Origin of the sequence: Pseudovibrio sp. JE062 (genome assembly GCF_000156235.1) — a bacterium.
In the GTDB taxonomy this organism is placed as follows: domain Bacteria; phylum Pseudomonadota; class Alphaproteobacteria; order Rhizobiales; family Stappiaceae; genus Pseudovibrio.
Genome location: NZ_DS996819.1, coordinates 13,714 through 30,200, shown reverse-complemented (window position 1 = coordinate 30,200; position 16,487 = coordinate 13,714). Strand labels below are relative to the sequence as shown.

Annotated in this window: 18 protein-coding genes; 13 read left to right on the top strand and 5 right to left on the bottom strand. The window is 53.7% G+C overall.

Translation table 11 applies throughout. The annotated features are described in order from the left end of the window. Nucleotides 1-143 precede the first annotated feature (143 nt). The 5 genes from rnr to rpmG all read left to right on the top strand — a co-directional run bounded on the left by rnr (nt 144) and on the right by rpmG (nt 5,377). Nucleotides 144-2,411 (top strand): ribonuclease R, encoded by a 2,268-nt coding sequence (gene rnr / locus PJE062_RS24970; protein ID WP_050773983.1) that lies wholly within the window; start codon nt 144-146, stop codon nt 2,409-2,411. A gap of 47 nt (nt 2,412-2,458) precedes the next feature. Further along, nucleotides 2,459-2,875: a DUF983 domain-containing protein gene (locus PJE062_RS24965; protein ID WP_008552989.1), complete on the top strand. Its 417-nt coding sequence runs from the start codon at nt 2,459-2,461 to the stop codon at nt 2,873-2,875. A gap of 3 nt (nt 2,876-2,878) precedes the next feature. After that, nucleotides 2,879-3,640 carry an NUDIX hydrolase gene (locus PJE062_RS24960; protein ID WP_008552965.1) on the top strand — a complete coding sequence of 254 codons (762 nt, stop codon included), beginning with the start codon at nt 2,879-2,881 and terminating at the stop codon, nt 3,638-3,640. 225 nt (nt 3,641-3,865) lie between these two features. After that, on the top strand, nt 3,866-5,047 hold the full coding sequence (locus tag PJE062_RS24955; protein ID WP_008552980.1) for an MFS transporter: 1,182 nt from the start codon (nt 3,866-3,868) through the stop codon (nt 5,045-5,047). Between the two features lie 162 nt (nt 5,048-5,209). Then, entirely contained in the window at nt 5,210-5,377 is a 168-nt protein-coding gene (gene rpmG, locus PJE062_RS24950) for a 50S ribosomal protein L33 (RefSeq protein WP_008552972.1), read from the top strand. Between the two features lie 976 nt (nt 5,378-6,353). Here the strand turns inward: rpmG and PJE062_RS24945 are convergent. Further along, the gene (locus PJE062_RS24945; protein WP_008552987.1) at nt 6,354-6,725 is read right to left on the bottom strand and encodes a response regulator; all 372 of its coding nucleotides are present in this window, start codon (nt 6,723-6,725) and stop codon (nt 6,354-6,356) included. Between the two features lie 153 nt (nt 6,726-6,878). Here PJE062_RS24945 and PJE062_RS24940 point away from each other — a divergent pair, with 153 nt between their 5' ends. From PJE062_RS24940 to PJE062_RS24925, 4 genes are all read left to right on the top strand, one after another. Then, the gene (locus PJE062_RS24940) at nt 6,879-7,184 is read left to right on the top strand and encodes a DUF3572 domain-containing protein (RefSeq protein WP_014286240.1); all 306 of its coding nucleotides are present in this window, start codon (nt 6,879-6,881) and stop codon (nt 7,182-7,184) included. Next, the gene (locus PJE062_RS24935) at nt 7,171-7,851 is read left to right on the top strand and encodes a hypothetical protein (protein WP_008552953.1); all 681 of its coding nucleotides are present in this window, start codon (nt 7,171-7,173) and stop codon (nt 7,849-7,851) included. Before PJE062_RS24940 ends, PJE062_RS24935 begins: the two co-directional genes overlap by 14 nt. A 116-nt stretch (nt 7,852-7,967) precedes the next feature. Further along, entirely contained in the window at nt 7,968-8,318 is a 351-nt protein-coding gene (locus PJE062_RS24930) for a hypothetical protein (RefSeq protein ID WP_157039342.1), read from the top strand. Nucleotides 8,319-8,373: 55 nt separating this feature from the next. Next, entirely contained in the window at nt 8,374-9,672 is a 1,299-nt protein-coding gene (locus PJE062_RS24925; protein ID WP_008552963.1) for a DNA polymerase IV, read from the top strand. 2 nt (nt 9,673-9,674) lie between these two features. Here PJE062_RS24925 and PJE062_RS24920 read toward each other — a convergent pair whose 3' ends face one another. Further along, nucleotides 9,675-10,619, bottom strand: coding sequence for an EipB family protein (locus PJE062_RS24920; protein WP_083793310.1), 945 nt, complete (start codon nt 10,617-10,619; stop codon nt 9,675-9,677). A 308-nt stretch (nt 10,620-10,927) separates the two neighbouring features. On the opposite strand from PJE062_RS24920, the gene PJE062_RS24915 reads away from it, so the two are divergent. From PJE062_RS24915 to PJE062_RS24900, 4 genes are all read left to right on the top strand, one after another. Next, a complete protein-coding gene (locus PJE062_RS24915; RefSeq protein WP_008552961.1) occupies nt 10,928-11,395 on the top strand; it encodes a RidA family protein in 468 nt (155 codons plus the stop codon). A gap of 57 nt (nt 11,396-11,452) precedes the next feature. Continuing rightward, complete coding sequence (locus PJE062_RS24910) at nt 11,453-12,220, top strand: glycerophosphodiester phosphodiesterase family protein (RefSeq protein ID WP_008552974.1); 768 nt, start codon at nt 11,453-11,455, stop codon at nt 12,218-12,220. A 71-nt stretch (nt 12,221-12,291) separates the two neighbouring features. After that, on the top strand, nt 12,292-13,494 hold the full coding sequence (locus PJE062_RS24905; protein WP_008552970.1) for a GNAT family N-acetyltransferase: 1,203 nt from the start codon (nt 12,292-12,294) through the stop codon (nt 13,492-13,494). Between the two features lie 330 nt (nt 13,495-13,824). After that, complete coding sequence (locus tag PJE062_RS24900) at nt 13,825-14,262, top strand: HIT family protein (protein WP_008552973.1); 438 nt, start codon at nt 13,825-13,827, stop codon at nt 14,260-14,262. 174 nt (nt 14,263-14,436) lie between these two features. Here PJE062_RS24900 and PJE062_RS24895 read toward each other — a convergent pair whose 3' ends face one another. From PJE062_RS24895 to PJE062_RS24885, 3 genes are all read right to left on the bottom strand, one after another. Then, nucleotides 14,437-15,231: an N-acetyltransferase gene (locus tag PJE062_RS24895; protein ID WP_008553011.1), complete on the bottom strand. Its 795-nt coding sequence runs from the start codon at nt 15,229-15,231 to the stop codon at nt 14,437-14,439. An 81-nt stretch (nt 15,232-15,312) separates the two neighbouring features. Beyond that, a complete protein-coding gene (locus tag PJE062_RS24890) occupies nt 15,313-15,660 on the bottom strand; it encodes an AzlD domain-containing protein (protein WP_008552924.1) in 348 nt (115 codons plus the stop codon). Continuing rightward, complete coding sequence (locus PJE062_RS24885) at nt 15,657-16,421, bottom strand: AzlC family ABC transporter permease (RefSeq protein WP_008552998.1); 765 nt, start codon at nt 16,419-16,421, stop codon at nt 15,657-15,659. Before PJE062_RS24885 ends, PJE062_RS24890 begins: the two co-directional genes overlap by 4 nt. Nucleotides 16,422-16,487 lie beyond the last annotated feature (66 nt).

The window sequence follows — 16,487 nt, the reverse complement described above, 5'->3', positions numbered from 1 at the left end:
GATCCCCCCGTTACTCTCCGGATAACGAAACACGAGGGCTTCCGATCATCGGGAGCCCCTTTTCGCAGCCAATAAGCTGCACTGGATGAGATACATTGAGCCGAAAAAAGGCCGCTGAAAAAAGACACAAGGGACCGGCAGAGATGCCATCCCGCGAAGACATTCTGAAGTTTATTGCCGACAACCCCGGCAAAGCTGGCAAACGCGAAATCGCCCGCCATTTTGGCATCGTCGGCGCAGCGCGCATCCCCCTCAAGCGAATGCTGAAAGATCTGGCCGAAAGCGGCCACATCGAGAAACGCCGGAAGCGCATGCTGCGTCCGGGCGACCTTCCTCCTGTCTTCGTAGTAAAAGTAACTGGCAGAACTGGCGACGGTGAGCTCCTCGGCATTCCGATGAACTGGGATGAAGAGCATGGTGAGCCGCCGAACGTCCTCGTCTTGCCGCAAAAGAACAAAAATAAATTCAACCCGGTTCCGGGTATTGGTGACCGCGCCCTCGTAAAGCTGATGGATGATCTGGATGGATCACCAGAAGCCGAGCACGTCGTGCGCGTGATGAAGCGCCTTGAAAACCACGACACCGACATCCTCGGCATCCTGCGCATCAACAAGGCAACCAAAGCCGCAACGCTGGAACCAGTCGACCGTAAGCAGCGCGAGATCGACGTGGATCCGCGTGAATTGCTGGATTCTGAAGACGGTGACCTCGTCAAAGTGGAGGTCCACAAAGTTGGCAGATACGGCACACCGCGTGGCCGCATCGTCAAACGCTTTGGCTCCACCACCTCAGAAATGGCTGTCTCCGAAATCGCGCTCCACACCCACGGCATTCGCAATGAGTTCCCGGGTGCGGTGATCGCAGAATCTGAGAACATCAAGCCTGTCGGCAGCAAAGGTCGTGAAGACTGGCGCGCGATCCCTCTGATCACCATCGACCCGGCAACAGCAAAAGACCACGACGATGCGGTCTACGCGCAGCTGGACGACAATCCAGAGAACGAAGGCGGCTGTATCGTCTACGTCGCCATTGCAGACGTGGCAGCTTACGTGACGCCCGGTTCCCCGATGGACAAGGAAGCACTGCTGCGTGGCAACTCAGTCTATTTCCCGGACCGCGTTATCCCGATGCTGCCAGAGCGCATCTCCAACAACCTGTGCTCCCTGCGCGAAAAAGAAGACCGCCCATCCATGGCGACACGGATGGTCTTCGACAAGAACGGTAAGAAGATCTCTCACTCGTTCCACCGCGTCATCATGCGCAGCGCAGCCAAGCTGTCCTATCAGCAGGCTCAAAAAGCCATTGATGGCGTCACAGACGATGTCACCGGACCGCTTCTGGAACCGGTTCTCCAACCGCTCTGGGCAGCTTATGAGATCCTGAAGCGTGGTCGTGACAAGCGCCAGCCGCTGGAACTGGACATCCCGGAACGCCGCATTCTGCTCAAAGAGGACGGCACCGTGGACCAGATCGTCGTCCCGGATCGTCTGGATGCGCACAAACTCATCGAAGAGTGCATGATTCAAGCCAACGTGGCGGCCGCTGAAGAACTGGAGAAGCGCAAATCTGCCCTGCTCTACCGTGTGCATGACGCGTCAACGCCGGAAAAACTGGAGAACCTGCGGGACTTCCTCTCCACCTTGGACGTCAAGCTACCCCACATTGGCGGCCTGCGCGCATCCGTGTTCAACAACATCCTCGACAAGTTCAAGGACACGGCCAGCGCGACCATGGTGTCCGAGGTCGTGCTACGTTCACAGGCACAGGCAGAGTACAACGCCGACAACATCGGCCACTTCGGCCTGAACCTTCGACGTTATGCACACTTCACATCTCCAATTCGTCGTTATGCAGATTTGATAGTGCACCGCGCTCTCATCCGCGCCCTCGGCCTTGGAGATGACGGCCTGCCCTACGGTATCGAAGAGAAGCTCCCAGCCATCGCAGCTGAGATTTCTGCCGCAGAACGCCGGGCAATGCTGGCCGAACGCGAGACTATAGATCGCCTGATTGCTCTCTATCTGTGCGAACGGATTGGTGCGGAATTCTCCGGGCGAATTGCCGGAGTGACCAAATCAGGCATGTTCGTCAAGCTGCTACAAAATGGCGCAGACGGGTTCATTCCTGCATCTACCATTGGTATGGATTACTACGAATATGTAGAATCAGCTCATGCCCTTGTGGGCAGAGCAACTGGTGAAACCTACCAACTTGGTGATGCTGTGCAGGTCAAACTGGTAGAAGCCGCCCCATTTGCGGGGGCTTTGCGGTTTGAAATGTTGTCGAAAGGCAAATCCAAGGGCGAGGCAGCGGGACGGGTTGCTAAGCACAAGGGTTGGCAAGCAAGAAACAAAAGCAAGCCAAAAGGTTTACGCCGGTCAAAAGACGGAAATAAGCGGAAGCGTAGGTAACTTACGTGCGCTCCCCTGCATTTACGGGACGGGAAAGGCAGGTATAAATGAATACCCATCAAGATCGGAATACCGGAGAAGCGGTGCTGCGCGGTATGCGCTGCAAATGCCCTTCTTGCGGCGTTGGCTCCATCTTCAACGGCTACCTGAGCGTGAAGCAATCCTGCGACAACTGTGGTGAAGAGCTTCACCACCACCGCGCGGATGATGCCCCGCCCTATTTCACAATCTTTATCGTTGGCCACGTCGTTGTTGCGCTGGCCATGTGGGTAGAGATGGCCTACGTGCCGCCAATGTGGCTTCACATGGCTGTCTGGCTGCCTTTGACCCTCATCATGTCTCTCGCCTTCTTACGCCCCATCAAGGGCGCTCTGGTTGGTTTGCAATGGGCGCTACGTATGGATGGCTTTGCAACTGCAGGCAAAGCACCTAGTTTTGGCCCGACACGCGCCAATCAGAGGTAAGGAATGTCCACGGAAGACCTGACGAAAGAAGTCAAAGTTGAGCGAGCGGAAGAAAACAACGATCCGAGCGCTCAACCATTGAGGCCGAAAGACGCCTCCACACTGCTTATTCTGGATCGCAAGGAAGATGGTTCCCTGCACCTGCTCATGGGCAAACGCCATATGGCGCACAAGTTCATGCCGGGTAAGTTCGTGTTCCCAGGCGGCCGCGTTGATTCCGAAGACAGCCGCGTAAAATATGTTCGCGACTATCATCCGGACGTACTGGCCAAACTGAACTACGACAAAAAGCAGATCAAAACGGAAAGCCGCCTGCGCGCACTGGCAATTGCCGCCATCCGCGAAACCTATGAGGAAGCAGGCCTTTTCGTTGGCACCAAAACTGAGAGCAACAGCGAACCTGTTGGTCCGGGTTTTGAAGCATTTGACGAACTGGGCATCCAGCCAGATCTTGAGCCACTGCGCTTCGTAGCACGTGCAATCACTCCTCCAGGCAGAACACGTCGCTTTGACGCGCGCTTCTTTGCTGTCTGGGCTGACCAGATCGCGCACAAGCTGGAAACCGGCATCGGTCCGACAGAAGAGCTGGAAGAACTCCAGTGGCTGCCAATCGAGCAATGCAAAGAGCTGGACTTGCCACGCATCACTCTGGCTGTTCTGACAGACTTGGAGAACCGACTGGCGAAAGACCCTGAGCTTTCCCCGAATGGTCCGGTTCCATACTACTACTGGAAGAACGACGGCTTCGCGCGCGAAGAAATCTAATTCAGAATACCCAAGGCGCAACAAACATATATCACTGCGATACTATGTGTTGCGCCTTGCACTTTTCCTGATAGAAGCATTTACAGCATATTCCCGAAAAGAGATTTAGGTTTTCGGATAAGAATATGCGCATGAAAATGATTTGATGCATGATGTGCGAGTGCATATGAGCTCATTATGCTGCAAATCACTTGCTCGTATCGAGCTCAGAATGCAGTTGTGTAAATGGTTCAGTTATCGGGCACGCTAGCCAGCTCCCTCTCCCCCAGACAAGTCCGTGGCATCATTGCCGCCATCGCAGCGATTACCGCTGTTGGTCTTTCCCTGTCCGCAAGCCTTCCTCTTCTGGCACTCACGCTTGAGTATCGCGGCATCAGTGACACCTGGATCGGCATCAACACCGCCTTCTCCGGCGTCGCCTCTATTGTCGCCACACCAGTCGGTCCGTATCTTGCCCGTAAGCTGGGCACACCTCAGGCTCTCCTGATCAGCTTGTTGGTTGCCGGCTTCTCACTGCCCTTCTTCTTTGTGCTTGAAAACTTCTGGGCATGGTTTCCGCTGCGCCTGCTGTTCCATGGCGCAACCACCTCCGCCTTCATTCTCTCAGAATTCTGGATCAACGCACTAGCACCGTCCAAACACAGAGGCTTCCTGATGGGCGTCTATGCGACAGTGCTTGCGCTCGGATTTGCATCAGGCCCACTGGTACTTGCCTATGCTGGCACAACAGGCGCGCTTCCATTCCTTCTGGCTGGCGCTGGCATCATCATTGCTGCCCTGCCTGTCCTCGTCGGCTTCAACGCAGCGCCGAGAATCGAAAGCAAAGCAACTTCAAAGCTCTACGCCTTTTTGTGGATAGCTCCGGCTGCCACCTTAGCGGGATTTGTCTTTGGAGCTGTGGAACAATCCGGCATCTCCCTGCTGCCTCTGTTCGGCCTCAAAATCGGCCTGACAGCAGAAACAGCCACCCTGCTCGTCTCCGCAATGGCCGCTGGCAACATGGTGCTGCAGATCCCTTTAGGCATGCTGTCGGACCGTATGAACCGCCGCCACCTGCTCATCTATTGCGGTGCATTTGGCGTTATCGGCGCGCTGCTCATGATCCCGATATCCGGCAGTTTCTATGGCATTTGCGCCCTTCTCTTCGTCTGGGGCGGCGTGGTTGCAGGCCTCTACACCGTTGGCCTCACACATCTGGGTGCACGCTTTGACGGCGCTAATCTGGCATCCGCAAATGCGGCCTTTGTCCTCATGTACTCCATTGGACAATTAGTCGGACCTGCCTCTACGGGTCTTGCTCTTTCCACGTGGGGAGCCAATGGACTACCACTGGTATTTGCAGGATTCTTGGGCGCATACGTAATTATATGCCTGATAAGGGGGACAAGACTGGGCGCAGCCCGCTAATGCATCTTGACTTTAGCCCTGTGATTAGTAATGTGCGCGCTGAATTCCCAAAGTTTCACCGGAAGCGCACCCTACCCCGAAGCGAAGGTGTGAGGGTGCCACCGGGACAAACAAAACAACCGGCCACTTTCAAAAGGCCGAAAACAGACAGGATCCTTAGCGATGGCCAAGGCGACCACCATTAAGATCAAGCTGCAGTCCACTGCGGACACCGGCTACTTCTACGTGACCAAAAAGAACTCCCGCACCATGACCGAAAAAATGGTGAAGCGTAAGTACGACCCAGTCGTAAAGAAACACGTTGAGTTCAAAGAAACCAAGATCAAGTAAGTCTTGGCTTCAGCTGAATTTTCAAAAAAGGCGTTTGCATTTTGCAAGCGCCTTTTTTGTATGCGCAGCACCAATAATCAGGCGAAACACCCTTCTTAAAGCAATGGTTTTCAGGAGTAAAAGCACCCCACCCGCTCGTGCTCTCCTGCGCCTCCTCACTCAATTGTCAGGGGTAGACAACATTTCCTTACACAAGAGGATTTTGACTGAGTATAGTCCCGTCAACACGGTCATTTCCGCTTCAATTTCAAAGGGAATTGGCCTTACCAAAAACTTTGACACATAACGAACTGCCCCAGACTGAATGACGGATCACACCACCTTAAAACCCATCTTGCTCTCACCACACACCATCTCATCCGCGCAGGCGAACACTGCCCAGCGCACAGCATGCGCTTGTACAGCAATGTCTCATTTTGTTGATAGGGAAGAGAATTGGTGGCCGGCGAGAACCGGATGACACGAGGAGGCCACTCAGAACCCGTTTACTCGCCGGCCAACCCCACGGACCCAGGAGATGCGGCGGACCTGAGCGCTCCGTAGGGAGTCTATCTGGCAGTATTGCTGGGATTTATTCAATCAACCAAGAGCCAATACTGCGATCTTGCAGTCATTAATTTCATGATGCAGATGATATCGTATATCACCATCGCAACATTTACGACTTTAGTAAAGCTTTAAGGTAATTGCGCTCCTGAAAATGGAGGGGATTCTTGACCTATACACAACAAAAGGAAAGAAACCGCCGTTTTTCAAGAGGCAACCACACAGAAACCCTGCAGTTCCCGCAAGACTCACTCGGTGATTTCATCTAGTTTCAAAGACCTACGACTTTTGATGTGAGTCTTTCATCCAGTGAAAACTGACAATCTCAAGCAGAATACTAAAGCGTTGCTTCCTGATGATTTGCGAACCTGCAACTTCTAGCTGAACACAATTTACCAATTAACCACAATCAAAAATAATCACGGTTGTTTTATGTGTCCTGCAAGAAGCCTGAAACGGTCTCAAGGAAATTACCCACGGAGATTGGCTTGGAGATATAAGCCTCACACCCACCCTGACGGATGCGCTCCTCATCGCCCTTCATGGCAAAAGCCGTTACCGCGATCACAGGAATGATCTTCAGTTCGTCATCCTCTTTGATCCATTTGGTCACTTCAAGCCCCGAAACTTCAGGCAACTGAATATCCATCAGGATCAGATCCGGTTTATGTGCACGAGCAAGCTCAAGCGCCTCCATCCCATTGCGAGATTGCAAGGTCGCGTAGCCATGAGCCTCAAGCAGATCGTTAAACAGCTTCATGTTGAGTTCGTTGTCTTCAACAATCAGCACGGTCTTTTGCATCAGTTCAGTCCTGCACAGAATGCTGCCCCAAAAATGGTTTAGCCATAAATAAAGGTGTGGTGCAGCCGCCCTGCGACTGGCATTGGAACAAGTCCCACACTAAATTTCCTGCTACATAGTTAATTCGGATTCGTTTCAGAAAGGCAAACACCAATGAATTTAGGCAAAACCGGCAGTTTGACCGAAGATACTGCACAGGAAATTGCAATTGGTGCCCTATCATTTCTCAGCAGCGACCCGGAACAGCTCGGCCGCTTCCTGTCTTTGGCCGGGATTGGACCTCAGGAGATTCGCGATGCGGCAGCCGAGCCGGGCTTCCTCGCAGGGGTTCTGGAATTTTTAATGCAGGACGAGCAGCTTTTGCTGGCTTACACCGAAAGCGCAGGCATTCGCCCAACGATGATTGCAGCTGCTCACCTGAAACTTGCCGGAGGCGTTGATTACTTTGCCCACCATTAGCACAGCAAGCGCGAGCACATTGCAGCAGATCAGCCTGATCGAGAAACGAGCCCACCCTCTCCTCATTTGCGACGTGGATGAGGTGCTCCTGCAATTCATCCCACACCTTGAACGCTTCATGGCTGATCATGGTATCTCCTTCAAGGAAACTGCCTATCGCCTGAAAGCCAACATGGTCTACACCCAGTCCGGCGAAAACCTTTCTGATGACGCCTGCATGGCCATCATTCACGACTTCTTTGAGAGCGAAGTCGGCAGACAGGAAGCAGTGCCTCATGCGGCTGAACAGCTGGAGCGCCTGTCGAAACTCTGCGACATCATCATCCTGACCAACCTGCCCGGCACCCACAACAAGCCTGCCCGTGAGAACCTCTTAAAAAGCCTTGGCATGGGTTACCCACTTGTGACCAATGATGGCCCAAAAGGCGGTGCTGTTGCAGCTCTGTGCGCAGAGCGCGCTCATCATCCGGTTATCTTTATAGATGACAGCCCAACCAACATCCTCTCGGTCGGCAAAAGCACGCCGCACGTCCAACTAGTGCATTTCATTGCCGATCCACGCTTCTACGCAACATCCAGCGACCTGCCCAACGTGGCACTCAAAAGCAATTGCTGGAAAGAAACCGGCGACTTTATTGAAAATTTGTTGGTCGCTGCTGTAAAGTAAGGTCTCAGGCTGCAAGTGTACCTTTCACCAACCCAGAGAACCCAAGCGTGGAACACCTTTCAAACACGTCGCTCCAGTATTTTCTGGAGCGTTTTGGACATTTAAACGGGGCCGTATTGCGCAGCGCCCTGTTCACTTCAGGAAAAGCAGATGGCCCCGGCGCTGTGACGCTGGAGTTTGCCGCCCACGACTGCCAGCGCCCGGCTGCAGCTCCTCAAGACTCCCTGAGCACATTGCGGATCAAGGTGGAAGAGAGCGTCGAGTTTAATCTGAAGGAACCAAGCGATAGCTCCAACACCGTCATCAAGCACCCCATTGTCGGCATGTTTATGCAGGACAAGTTCTTCCTCAATTTCGATCCGGTGAACTCAAAGGACTGGACCATTGAGGAATGGGACAGAGACCAGATGCGCAGCTCTGTGTTTTATGTGGCCGGTGCACGGATTTCATGGGAGACTGAGGAGTAGTTCATGCTAAAGCCCTGTCCACGAGAAAGCTGCAATTGATCGGAGCTCTGACTTCATGGCGACTGAGGCCACCACACCTCTCAAAGCACTCTGCCGGGACTGCTCACACAGATTCCGCGCAGACCTGACGCGATGCCCCAAATGCGGCAGCCCGCGCATCCTCGCCCATGCAGAACTGGACACCCTCGAAATCGCCCACATCGATTGTGATGCATTCTACGCCTCCGTCGAAAAGCGCGAGAACCCTGAACTGGCAGATCGGCCCGTCATCGTAGGCGGCGGCCAGCGCGGCGTTGTCTCCGCAGCCTGCTACATCGCCCGCATCTACGGCGTCCGCTCCGCTATGCCCATGTTCAAGGCACGAGAACTCTGTCCGGACGCAGTGGTCATCAAACCGCGCATGGATCTCTACTCACAGGTCGGCAGGCAAATCCGCGAAGAGATGGAAAAGCTCACCCCCTTGGTAGAGCCGCTTTCCATCGACGAAGCTTTCCTTGACCTGTCCGGCACACAAAAACTCCACGGCGCAACACCGGCAGAATTGCTCGTACAGTTCGCGATCAAGATCCAGAAAGAGCTGAGACTATCCGTCTCTGTGGGCCTTGCGCCCAACAAGTTCCTCGCCAAGATCGCTTCAGACCTCGACAAGCCCCGCGGCTTCTCAGTGATTGGAGACGAGGAGAAGAAAGACTTCCTCGCCAAACAACCAACCAGCGTCATTTGGGGCGTTGGCAAGGTGTTTCAGGCCAAACTGGAACGTGATGGCATCAGAACCATCGGCCAGCTTCAGCAAAAAGACCCGACCGACCTAGCCCGCAAGTACGGTGCTATGGGTTTGCGTCTGGCTAAGCTGTGCCAGGGAGAGGACGATCGCAACGTCTCCTCCAACCGCGGCGCCAAAAGCATCAGCGGTGAGACCACGTTCAACACAGACATCTCAGACGTCACCCAGCTCTCCAAGAGTCTGTGGGCCCTGACTGAGAAAGTCTCTTACCGCACCAAAAAAGCAGAAAAGTCCGGCAGATCAGTCACACTCAAACTCAAGACAGCGGACTTCAAAACCATCACCCGCTCCCGCATGCTGCATGACCCAACACAGCTGGCCGACAAGATCTTCCGCACAGCAGACGACCTGCTCCACAACGTTGCCGATGGTAAGTTGCGTTTCCGTCTCATTGGTGTCGGGATTGGAGATCTGGGCCCTGCCGATCAGGCCGACCCGGAAGATCTGCTGGATGAACAGGCAGGAAAACGCGCCAAAGCTGAACGCGCCATGGATGCTTTACGCGGAAAGTTCAAAGACAGCTCAGTCGTCTCTCTCGGCAGGTCTATCAAAACACCGGACAAAAGGTAGCCTCAGCGCAGCTGCTCTTTTTTGAGCCTGCCATCAAACGGCACACTCACCTCTTCTTCCAAAGCAACAGAACTACCGCAAGTGCTTGCAGGTATCATCGGCTTCAGCTCAAGTTCAACCAGAGCCCCTTCCAACTCAAACACCCCGTAGTTCAGGTTCATGCTTCTGGAGACGCCGTTCTCGTGCAAAACCGTATGCATTTGATAGTCAGGCGCCCGCTCACCACGCACACCATCACTCAGGTTGAAATAAGCAATGGAAACCGGCCACGCATCAGCGGTGCCTAACGCTTTGGGCAGTGAAATCTGATCAGACCGCTGATCCAGTGGATCAGCCAGCTTACGCCCCACGACAGTGGTCGCCTCAAACAACTGCTCCCCGGTCACGCTGCCGTCATACAGCTTGGAAACCATGAAGTGCTTTCCGAGAGTAGCACCATCAATCACACTGTGGAGGTGTTGCAGAGGGAACATGATAGACCCATCAAAGCTCAGCGACTTACCGTCCGGGCCACCCAGATCCACATCCACCTTAGAGCTTTGATGCTCTGCTTTACCCTGTGCCTGCTCCGCCAGAAAATCACCAATGAACGTCTGATAAGCAAAGGAGAGCTGAGAGTTATCCGGCGCTTCAAAGTAGGAACTGCGAAGGTCGGTGACCGTTTCCTCTCCCTCCTCATCAATACTCATCACCACAAACCGCAGATCCACATTAAAGCCATCACAGACCGAGCCGGAAAGCTCATAGACCATACGCCCGTTCACATCAGCAATATCCGCACCACTCTGAGCGCTAGAGAGCCTCATGTCATAAACGGCGCGGTGAGGTTGGAGGTCGGCAGCATTGCCAATGGAGGGAGTAAGAAGGAAACAGAGGGAGAGAGAAGACCCAGCAATTGCGGGAAGAGCAAGCCTCCCCAATCCGTGTCCGAAGCGTAGTTTCAGCATAAAACCTCCGATCATGTCGGAACAAAAGACACGTGGGCATGCCTCTCTTCCATTCCCAAAGAGTGCATAAACGCCGGTACCAACGCAAACATTCCGCCAAGGAAATCAGAGCTAGGGTAAATCATTCAAATTGGATACACGTTTCCCACGTAGACAACGCTCCATGCACCCTTGCAACTCTGGTGATTCTAATGTGAGTCTGCGCATCACTTTGCAAACCACGGCTTCGTGAAGAGATAAACTCTTGAGTTTTCGTGGAATTGCATCACTTATTGCAAAAGAACATTCCGAACCGGAGGGAAAGCCGAATGTCTGACACAATCCAGCAAAACCTAGAAAAGCTTGGCGTCGCACTGCCGGAAGCTGCTGCACCTGCTGCCAATTACGTGCCTTTCGTAAAAACCGGAAACCAGCTTTTCATCTCTGGCCAGCTGCCAATGCAGGACGGCAAGATCGCAAAAGTTGGCAAGGTTGGCGCGGATCTGAGCATCGAAGATGGTGTGGAAGCTGCACGCCTTTGCGCAATCAATCTGCTGGCACAGGCAAAAGCGGCAACTGGCGACCTGTCCAAAATCGTCCGCCTCGTCAAAATTGTTGGCTTCGTCAACTCCAACGGCGACTTCGGTGACCAGCCTAAAGTCATCAACGGCGCATCTGACTTCATGGTTGCAGCCATGGGTGATGCTGGCCGTCATGCACGCTCCGCTGTCAGCGCAGGCTCCTTGCCATTCAACGCTGCTGTTGAGATCGAAGCAATTTTCGAAATTGCCGACTAATCCCGCTCTGTCCGCAGAACACATCTCCTTTTATTGAAGAAGCAGTTTCGAAAATCCATGCAAGATCTTTCCTGGCTCACCGCCCGTCCGATCGCTCACCGCGGCTTCCATAACAAAGAAGCAGGCATTCTTGAAAACACCCCGTCCGCGGTCAAAGCTGCTGTAGAGAACAACTTCGCCATTGAGGTTGACCTGCAGGAGACCAAGGACGGTCAGGTCATCGTGTTCCACGATCCAAACCTTGAGCGCCTCACCCACGGTGAAGGCAACGTGATCGACTTCGATCTGGCTGACCTGCGCAAGCTGTCCATGCGCGGCTCTGACGACCCAATCTGGACCCTGCAGGAACTGCTGGAGCTGGTTGACGGCAAAGTGCCACTGGTTATTGAAATCAAAACCCTGAACCTTCCAGAAGGTCAGGATGAGTTCATTAAAACCATCGCCAAAATCCTCAGCGATTATAAAGGCCCGGCAGCAATAAAATCCTTCGACCCGAAAATGCTTCGGACCATGAAGGACGTTGCACCGCAAATCCCACGCGGCTGCATCTCTATGACCACGCTGAGCGAAAACGATCATCTGAACCTGACAGAGCACGAAATCGAGAAGATTTCCTGGATGGTACACATGGCTGGCACTGACCCGCATTTCGTTTCGTTCTTCGTAAAGGATTTGCCAGCAGACGGCCCAAGCTTCCTGCGTGAGTTTTATGGCCTGCCGGTGATGACATGGACTGTCAGAACCAAAGAAGACCGTCTCAATGCGGCCAAGCATGCGGACCAGATTGTTTTCGAAGGCTTCAATCCGGACAAAGAGCCCCTCTAGGATCTATCGATTTGCCAGTACCACCATCACCCGTTCTGAAAGTCCTCTCCTCTCTGGATGAGATCCCCAGTATGGACTGGGACGCACTGGCAAATCCCGGCACACCGCCGATCCTTTATGATCAGCAGGATTGGATCGATTCACCTGAAACGATCCAATCCAACCCAAACTCAGAAACTGAATCAAACTCTCAAGATTCTGAGTTTAACCCCATGCTTTCACATGCTTTTTTACAGGCACTGGAAGAAAGCAAATGCGTTGGGTGGGAAGCAGGCTGGATCCCCCAGCACATCTGGTGGGAACAAGATGGCAAACCCATCGCCGCGATCCCGACCTATGCCAAAAGCCACAGTCAGGGCGAGTACGTCTTCGATTATGCATGGGCTGACGCCTTCCATCGTGCAGGCGGAAACTACTACCCCAAACTCCAGTGCTCTATCCCGTTCACGCCCGTTCCGGGTCGCCGCCTCCTGATATCACCGGAGGCCAATCGCCAGGAAACCATCAAGATCCTCACACAAGGCCTGAAAGAACTGACCGTCCGCATTGAAGGCTCCTCAGCCCATCTCACGTTCCTCACAGAGCAGGAATGGACCGAGCTCGGCAAAGAAGGCTTCCTGCTGCGCACAGACCAACAGTTCCATTGGGAGAACAACGGCTACAGCGACTTTGCGCAGTTTCTGGAGGCACTCTCCTCCCGCAAACGCAAAAGCATCCGTAAGGAGCGTAAAACCGCGCTGGAGAACGACATAGAGGTCGAATGGATCACCGGCCCGGATCTGACTGAAAGCCACTGGGACGCGCTCTATGAGTTCTATCTGGACACCGGTAGCCGCAAATGGGGATCTCCCTACCTCAACCGCGAGTTCTTCTCGCTACTTGGGGAAAGGCTCTCCGACCATACCCTGTTGATCATGGCCAAGCGCGAAGGCCGTTATATTGCCGGCGCGCTCAACATGATCGGCGGCAACACGCTCTATGGTCGCAACTGGGGCTGTATCGAAAACCACCCCTGCCTGCACTTTGAGATCTGCTATTATCAGGCCATCGAGTTCGCCTTGTCTCGCGGTTTACAGCGGGTTGAGGCTGGCGCGCAAGGCAGCCACAAACTGGCGCGCGGCTACATGCCGAGCCTCACCTATTCCGCACACTGGATTGCACACCCTTCTTTAAGGAATGCAGTCGCAGACTATTTGGAACAGGAACGCCAAGCCGTTCTGCACGAGCAAAAAATCCTGTCGGAACACGGCCCGTTCCGCCAACAGGACACCTAGAACCCACATTAAGACATCGATTCAAGACTCTGAAGAGACTCACAAATCCCTCCAAACTTGAATCAGCTTCTTAAGTACGATCGGGTTCTCAACAACTCCACCCAAACCACACATTGATTCTCCAGTGATCTTGGTCAATGAATCGGATTAACTACCGGCAAAGACCGGTGAGCCATTTCGCTCACAACGGATACACCGGTAAAAATGATAGAGCGTATTCCCGAAAAGTGGCTCCGGTTTGCGGATAAGAATACGCGCTAAAGCAAAATTAGGAACATGGCGCGTGAATGCAAATGAACGCAAGCATGTTCCAGTTCAGAGGATATCAAGATGACCAGCCCGTCCTACGATGACCAGAACATCTTCGCCAAGATCTTGCGCGGCGAACTGCCTTCCGAGAAGGTCTACGAAAACGAAAACACCATTGTTATCATGGATATCATGCCGCGCGCAGATGGCCACGTGCTAGTACTTCCTAAGAAGGGTTCCCGCAACATCCTCGATATCGAAGAAGCCGAACTGACTGCCGTTGCTAAAACAGCGCAGAAGATGGCGCGCGTGCTCAAGCAGGCATTCGATGCAGATGGCATCACCATTCACCAGTTCAATGAAGGCGCTGGCGGACAGATGGTGTTCCACACCCACTTCCATGTCATCCCGCGCACCGAAGGCATCTCCCTGCGCCCACACACCGGCGAGATGGAAGACAGCGAAAAGCTCAAAGCAAACGCAGAAAAAATCCGCGCAGCTGTTGCAGCTCATTCCTAATCATTTCACCTGAAACGACCTCGCGCATTCTCACCAGATTGCGCGAGGAAAATTCGATTCATCTGAAATGACCACCTTCCCCGACCAGCAAATTCGAATCTGATTTCAACGCACTAGCCCGCGCACTTGAATCAGATCCTCATGCCTCACCAAAATTCGATTCACCTGAAACAATCAAACCACTTCGATAGCTACTTTCTCATTCAATGCCTTTTGCATGATCTTGTCGAAGCGTGAATCCATACACACACTCAGGTCCGTGGTGACAAATCTTCCACTCCAATAAAGCGAGAAAATCGTGGCGGGCGTTGGTGCAGACTGCGCCTTCTCAAGCGTATCCAGATGAACGATCTTGAGCGGCAATCCACGTCGCTGAGCCGCCTCTTTCAGGTTCTGTGTCACATGATGATCTGTAAACGGACAGCGGTTGGAGTAGTAAGCAACAAGCCCCTCGTCGCTCAGTCCAGCGCCCTTCTGGACACTCTCCGAGAACGAAGCGGAACCACCTGCGCTACCAACGCCAAGTCGCAGCAGCTCAATCCCATCAGGAGAGCTGTCACAAATCTCAAAACCTTGCTGCTTGAACCATTTACCGTCTGAGAGGAAAGGCATCTTCTTGGCACCGGCGATCGTCACCAATCCGTCAGCACCGGCTTGCTCAGCAGCCTCCACTGCCCTAGCAAGCAACGCTTTGCCATGCCCCTGCCCTTTGTACCTGCCGGAAACCCAGAAGCAGTTCACCAGCAAGTGGCGCGGAGCCACCACAGGCGCCCAGCCAGCCTCTGCAGGACCAAACTCGATAAACACCTTTGCCCGTTCATCGAGCTTGATGAACTGATAGCCCGAGGCGAACTGCTGGCCCAGCCAATCCTTCTTCAACTGATAGCCTTGCGCGCACTTCTTATCCGAAATCGCACAGCAGATATGTTCGTCACAAAGATTGTGTTCACCCAGCGCAATATAGGTCATAGCAAGCCCCCAACTCTCCTCTGTAGATTAGAGAGGGAAACGAGACCCAGCAATGCGTGCGATCAAGCTTAGCAAGAATGGCTAAATCAAAAACGCCCAGCCACCGATCAGAACAAATTCAGCCGAGACAATCCCTGCCATCAGCCGGTCATTGAGCAGCTTGTAGCCAACCACCCCGCCAGCAACAGCTGCAAGACGAAGCCAGATCGGCACATCACCCAGCACACCTTCGGGAAACAAAACCAACCGCGCAATGATTCCCGCAATCAGCGCCGTCGCCACGGCCCGCACCCACGCAAACAGCAGGCTATCTTCTCGCAGCTTGCCGGAGGCGAAAACACCAATCCAACGCCAGCATTCTGTTGCCAGAAAGCCCGCAACGAGGATCATCACATAGGGCCACCACCAGCTGCCGTAAATCTCACTCACAGCTCAGCCCTCCGCGTTGCAAACAACCACCCCACAAAGGCAACCGTCCCACCTACAAAGCCCGTCAGCAGCAAATCTGCACCGGGAAAGAAGTGATAGAAGATCGGCCCGAGAATAAGCCCAAGGATCAACGCCGCCTTATCACCACTGGTGCGCGACGCTTGATACATGGAAAACATGAAGTAGATCGGTGTCAGCAAAACCAGCCCAGCCGCAATCGGCCCTTCAAGAGCGGGAAGCACCATGTAAGACAGCGCAGTTGAGCACAGCACCACAAAATGCACCGTCGACCCAAAGCCTGCAAAGAACGGCAGACGCGCCGCACGCGGCAAGCTTGGCAGATTGCGCATAGCAAACACCCAGGCCGTCACCGCCACAAAGTGAGAGACAACCAGCATCTGCCACGTCTTGGTACGCTTCTCATCCCGCAACACAGGCATCAGAGCCACCGTCATCGGCATCAAACGCACAGCAGACAGAGCCACAGCAATCGCAGCGGGGATCAAACCCGCCCCGGCACTCATGGCGCCGGTCAAAACAACAATACTCGGCAAAGCCCACATCAGCAGGCTCATCAGCAACACTTCAACAAGCGTTAGTCCAACTTCGCGGGCCAGCGATGTGAAGCCGACAAAGGCCATCATCAAAATAAGTGTCGGGAGGCAAAACGCACCTTTAGCCCCTTGGCGGAACCAGTAGGCACCTCCCTCAAATTCAGAAGGATCCTCTCCTTCATCAACATTCATCTCTGAACTGGTCATTTAAGAACTCGAAGACTCTCAAAAACAGGAGAGCTTGGGGGAAGCAGAACCGCAGCCTTATCAGCA

What these genes read in the sequence shown, in the direction of transcription:
- rnr (WP_050773983.1), top strand. Translation starts at nt 144, where the DNA reads ATGCCATCCCGCGAAGACATTCTGAAGTTTATTGCCGACAACCCCGGC.
- PJE062_RS24965 (WP_008552989.1), top strand. Translation starts at nt 2,459, where the DNA reads ATGAATACCCATCAAGATCGGAATACCGGAGAAGCGGTGCTGCGCGGT.
- PJE062_RS24960 (WP_008552965.1), top strand. Translation starts at nt 2,879, where the DNA reads ATGTCCACGGAAGACCTGACGAAAGAAGTCAAAGTTGAGCGAGCGGAA.
- PJE062_RS24955 (WP_008552980.1), top strand. Translation starts at nt 3,866, where the DNA reads ATGGTTCAGTTATCGGGCACGCTAGCCAGCTCCCTCTCCCCCAGACAA.
- rpmG (WP_008552972.1), top strand. Translation starts at nt 5,210, where the DNA reads ATGGCCAAGGCGACCACCATTAAGATCAAGCTGCAGTCCACTGCGGAC.
- PJE062_RS24945 (WP_008552987.1), bottom strand. Translation starts at nt 6,725, where the DNA reads ATGCAAAAGACCGTGCTGATTGTTGAAGACAACGAACTCAACATGAAG.
- PJE062_RS24940 (WP_014286240.1), top strand. Translation starts at nt 6,879, where the DNA reads ATGAATTTAGGCAAAACCGGCAGTTTGACCGAAGATACTGCACAGGAA.
- PJE062_RS24925 (WP_008552963.1), top strand. Translation starts at nt 8,374, where the DNA reads ATGGCGACTGAGGCCACCACACCTCTCAAAGCACTCTGCCGGGACTGC.
- PJE062_RS24920 (WP_083793310.1), bottom strand. Translation starts at nt 10,619, where the DNA reads ATGCTGAAACTACGCTTCGGACACGGATTGGGGAGGCTTGCTCTTCCC.
- PJE062_RS24915 (WP_008552961.1), top strand. Translation starts at nt 10,928, where the DNA reads ATGTCTGACACAATCCAGCAAAACCTAGAAAAGCTTGGCGTCGCACTG.
- PJE062_RS24910 (WP_008552974.1), top strand. Translation starts at nt 11,453, where the DNA reads ATGCAAGATCTTTCCTGGCTCACCGCCCGTCCGATCGCTCACCGCGGC.
- PJE062_RS24905 (WP_008552970.1), top strand. Translation starts at nt 12,292, where the DNA reads ATGGACTGGGACGCACTGGCAAATCCCGGCACACCGCCGATCCTTTAT.
- PJE062_RS24900 (WP_008552973.1), top strand. Translation starts at nt 13,825, where the DNA reads ATGACCAGCCCGTCCTACGATGACCAGAACATCTTCGCCAAGATCTTG.
- PJE062_RS24895 (WP_008553011.1), bottom strand. Translation starts at nt 15,231, where the DNA reads ATGACCTATATTGCGCTGGGTGAACACAATCTTTGTGACGAACATATC.
- PJE062_RS24885 (WP_008552998.1), bottom strand. Translation starts at nt 16,421, where the DNA reads ATGACCAGTTCAGAGATGAATGTTGATGAAGGAGAGGATCCTTCTGAA.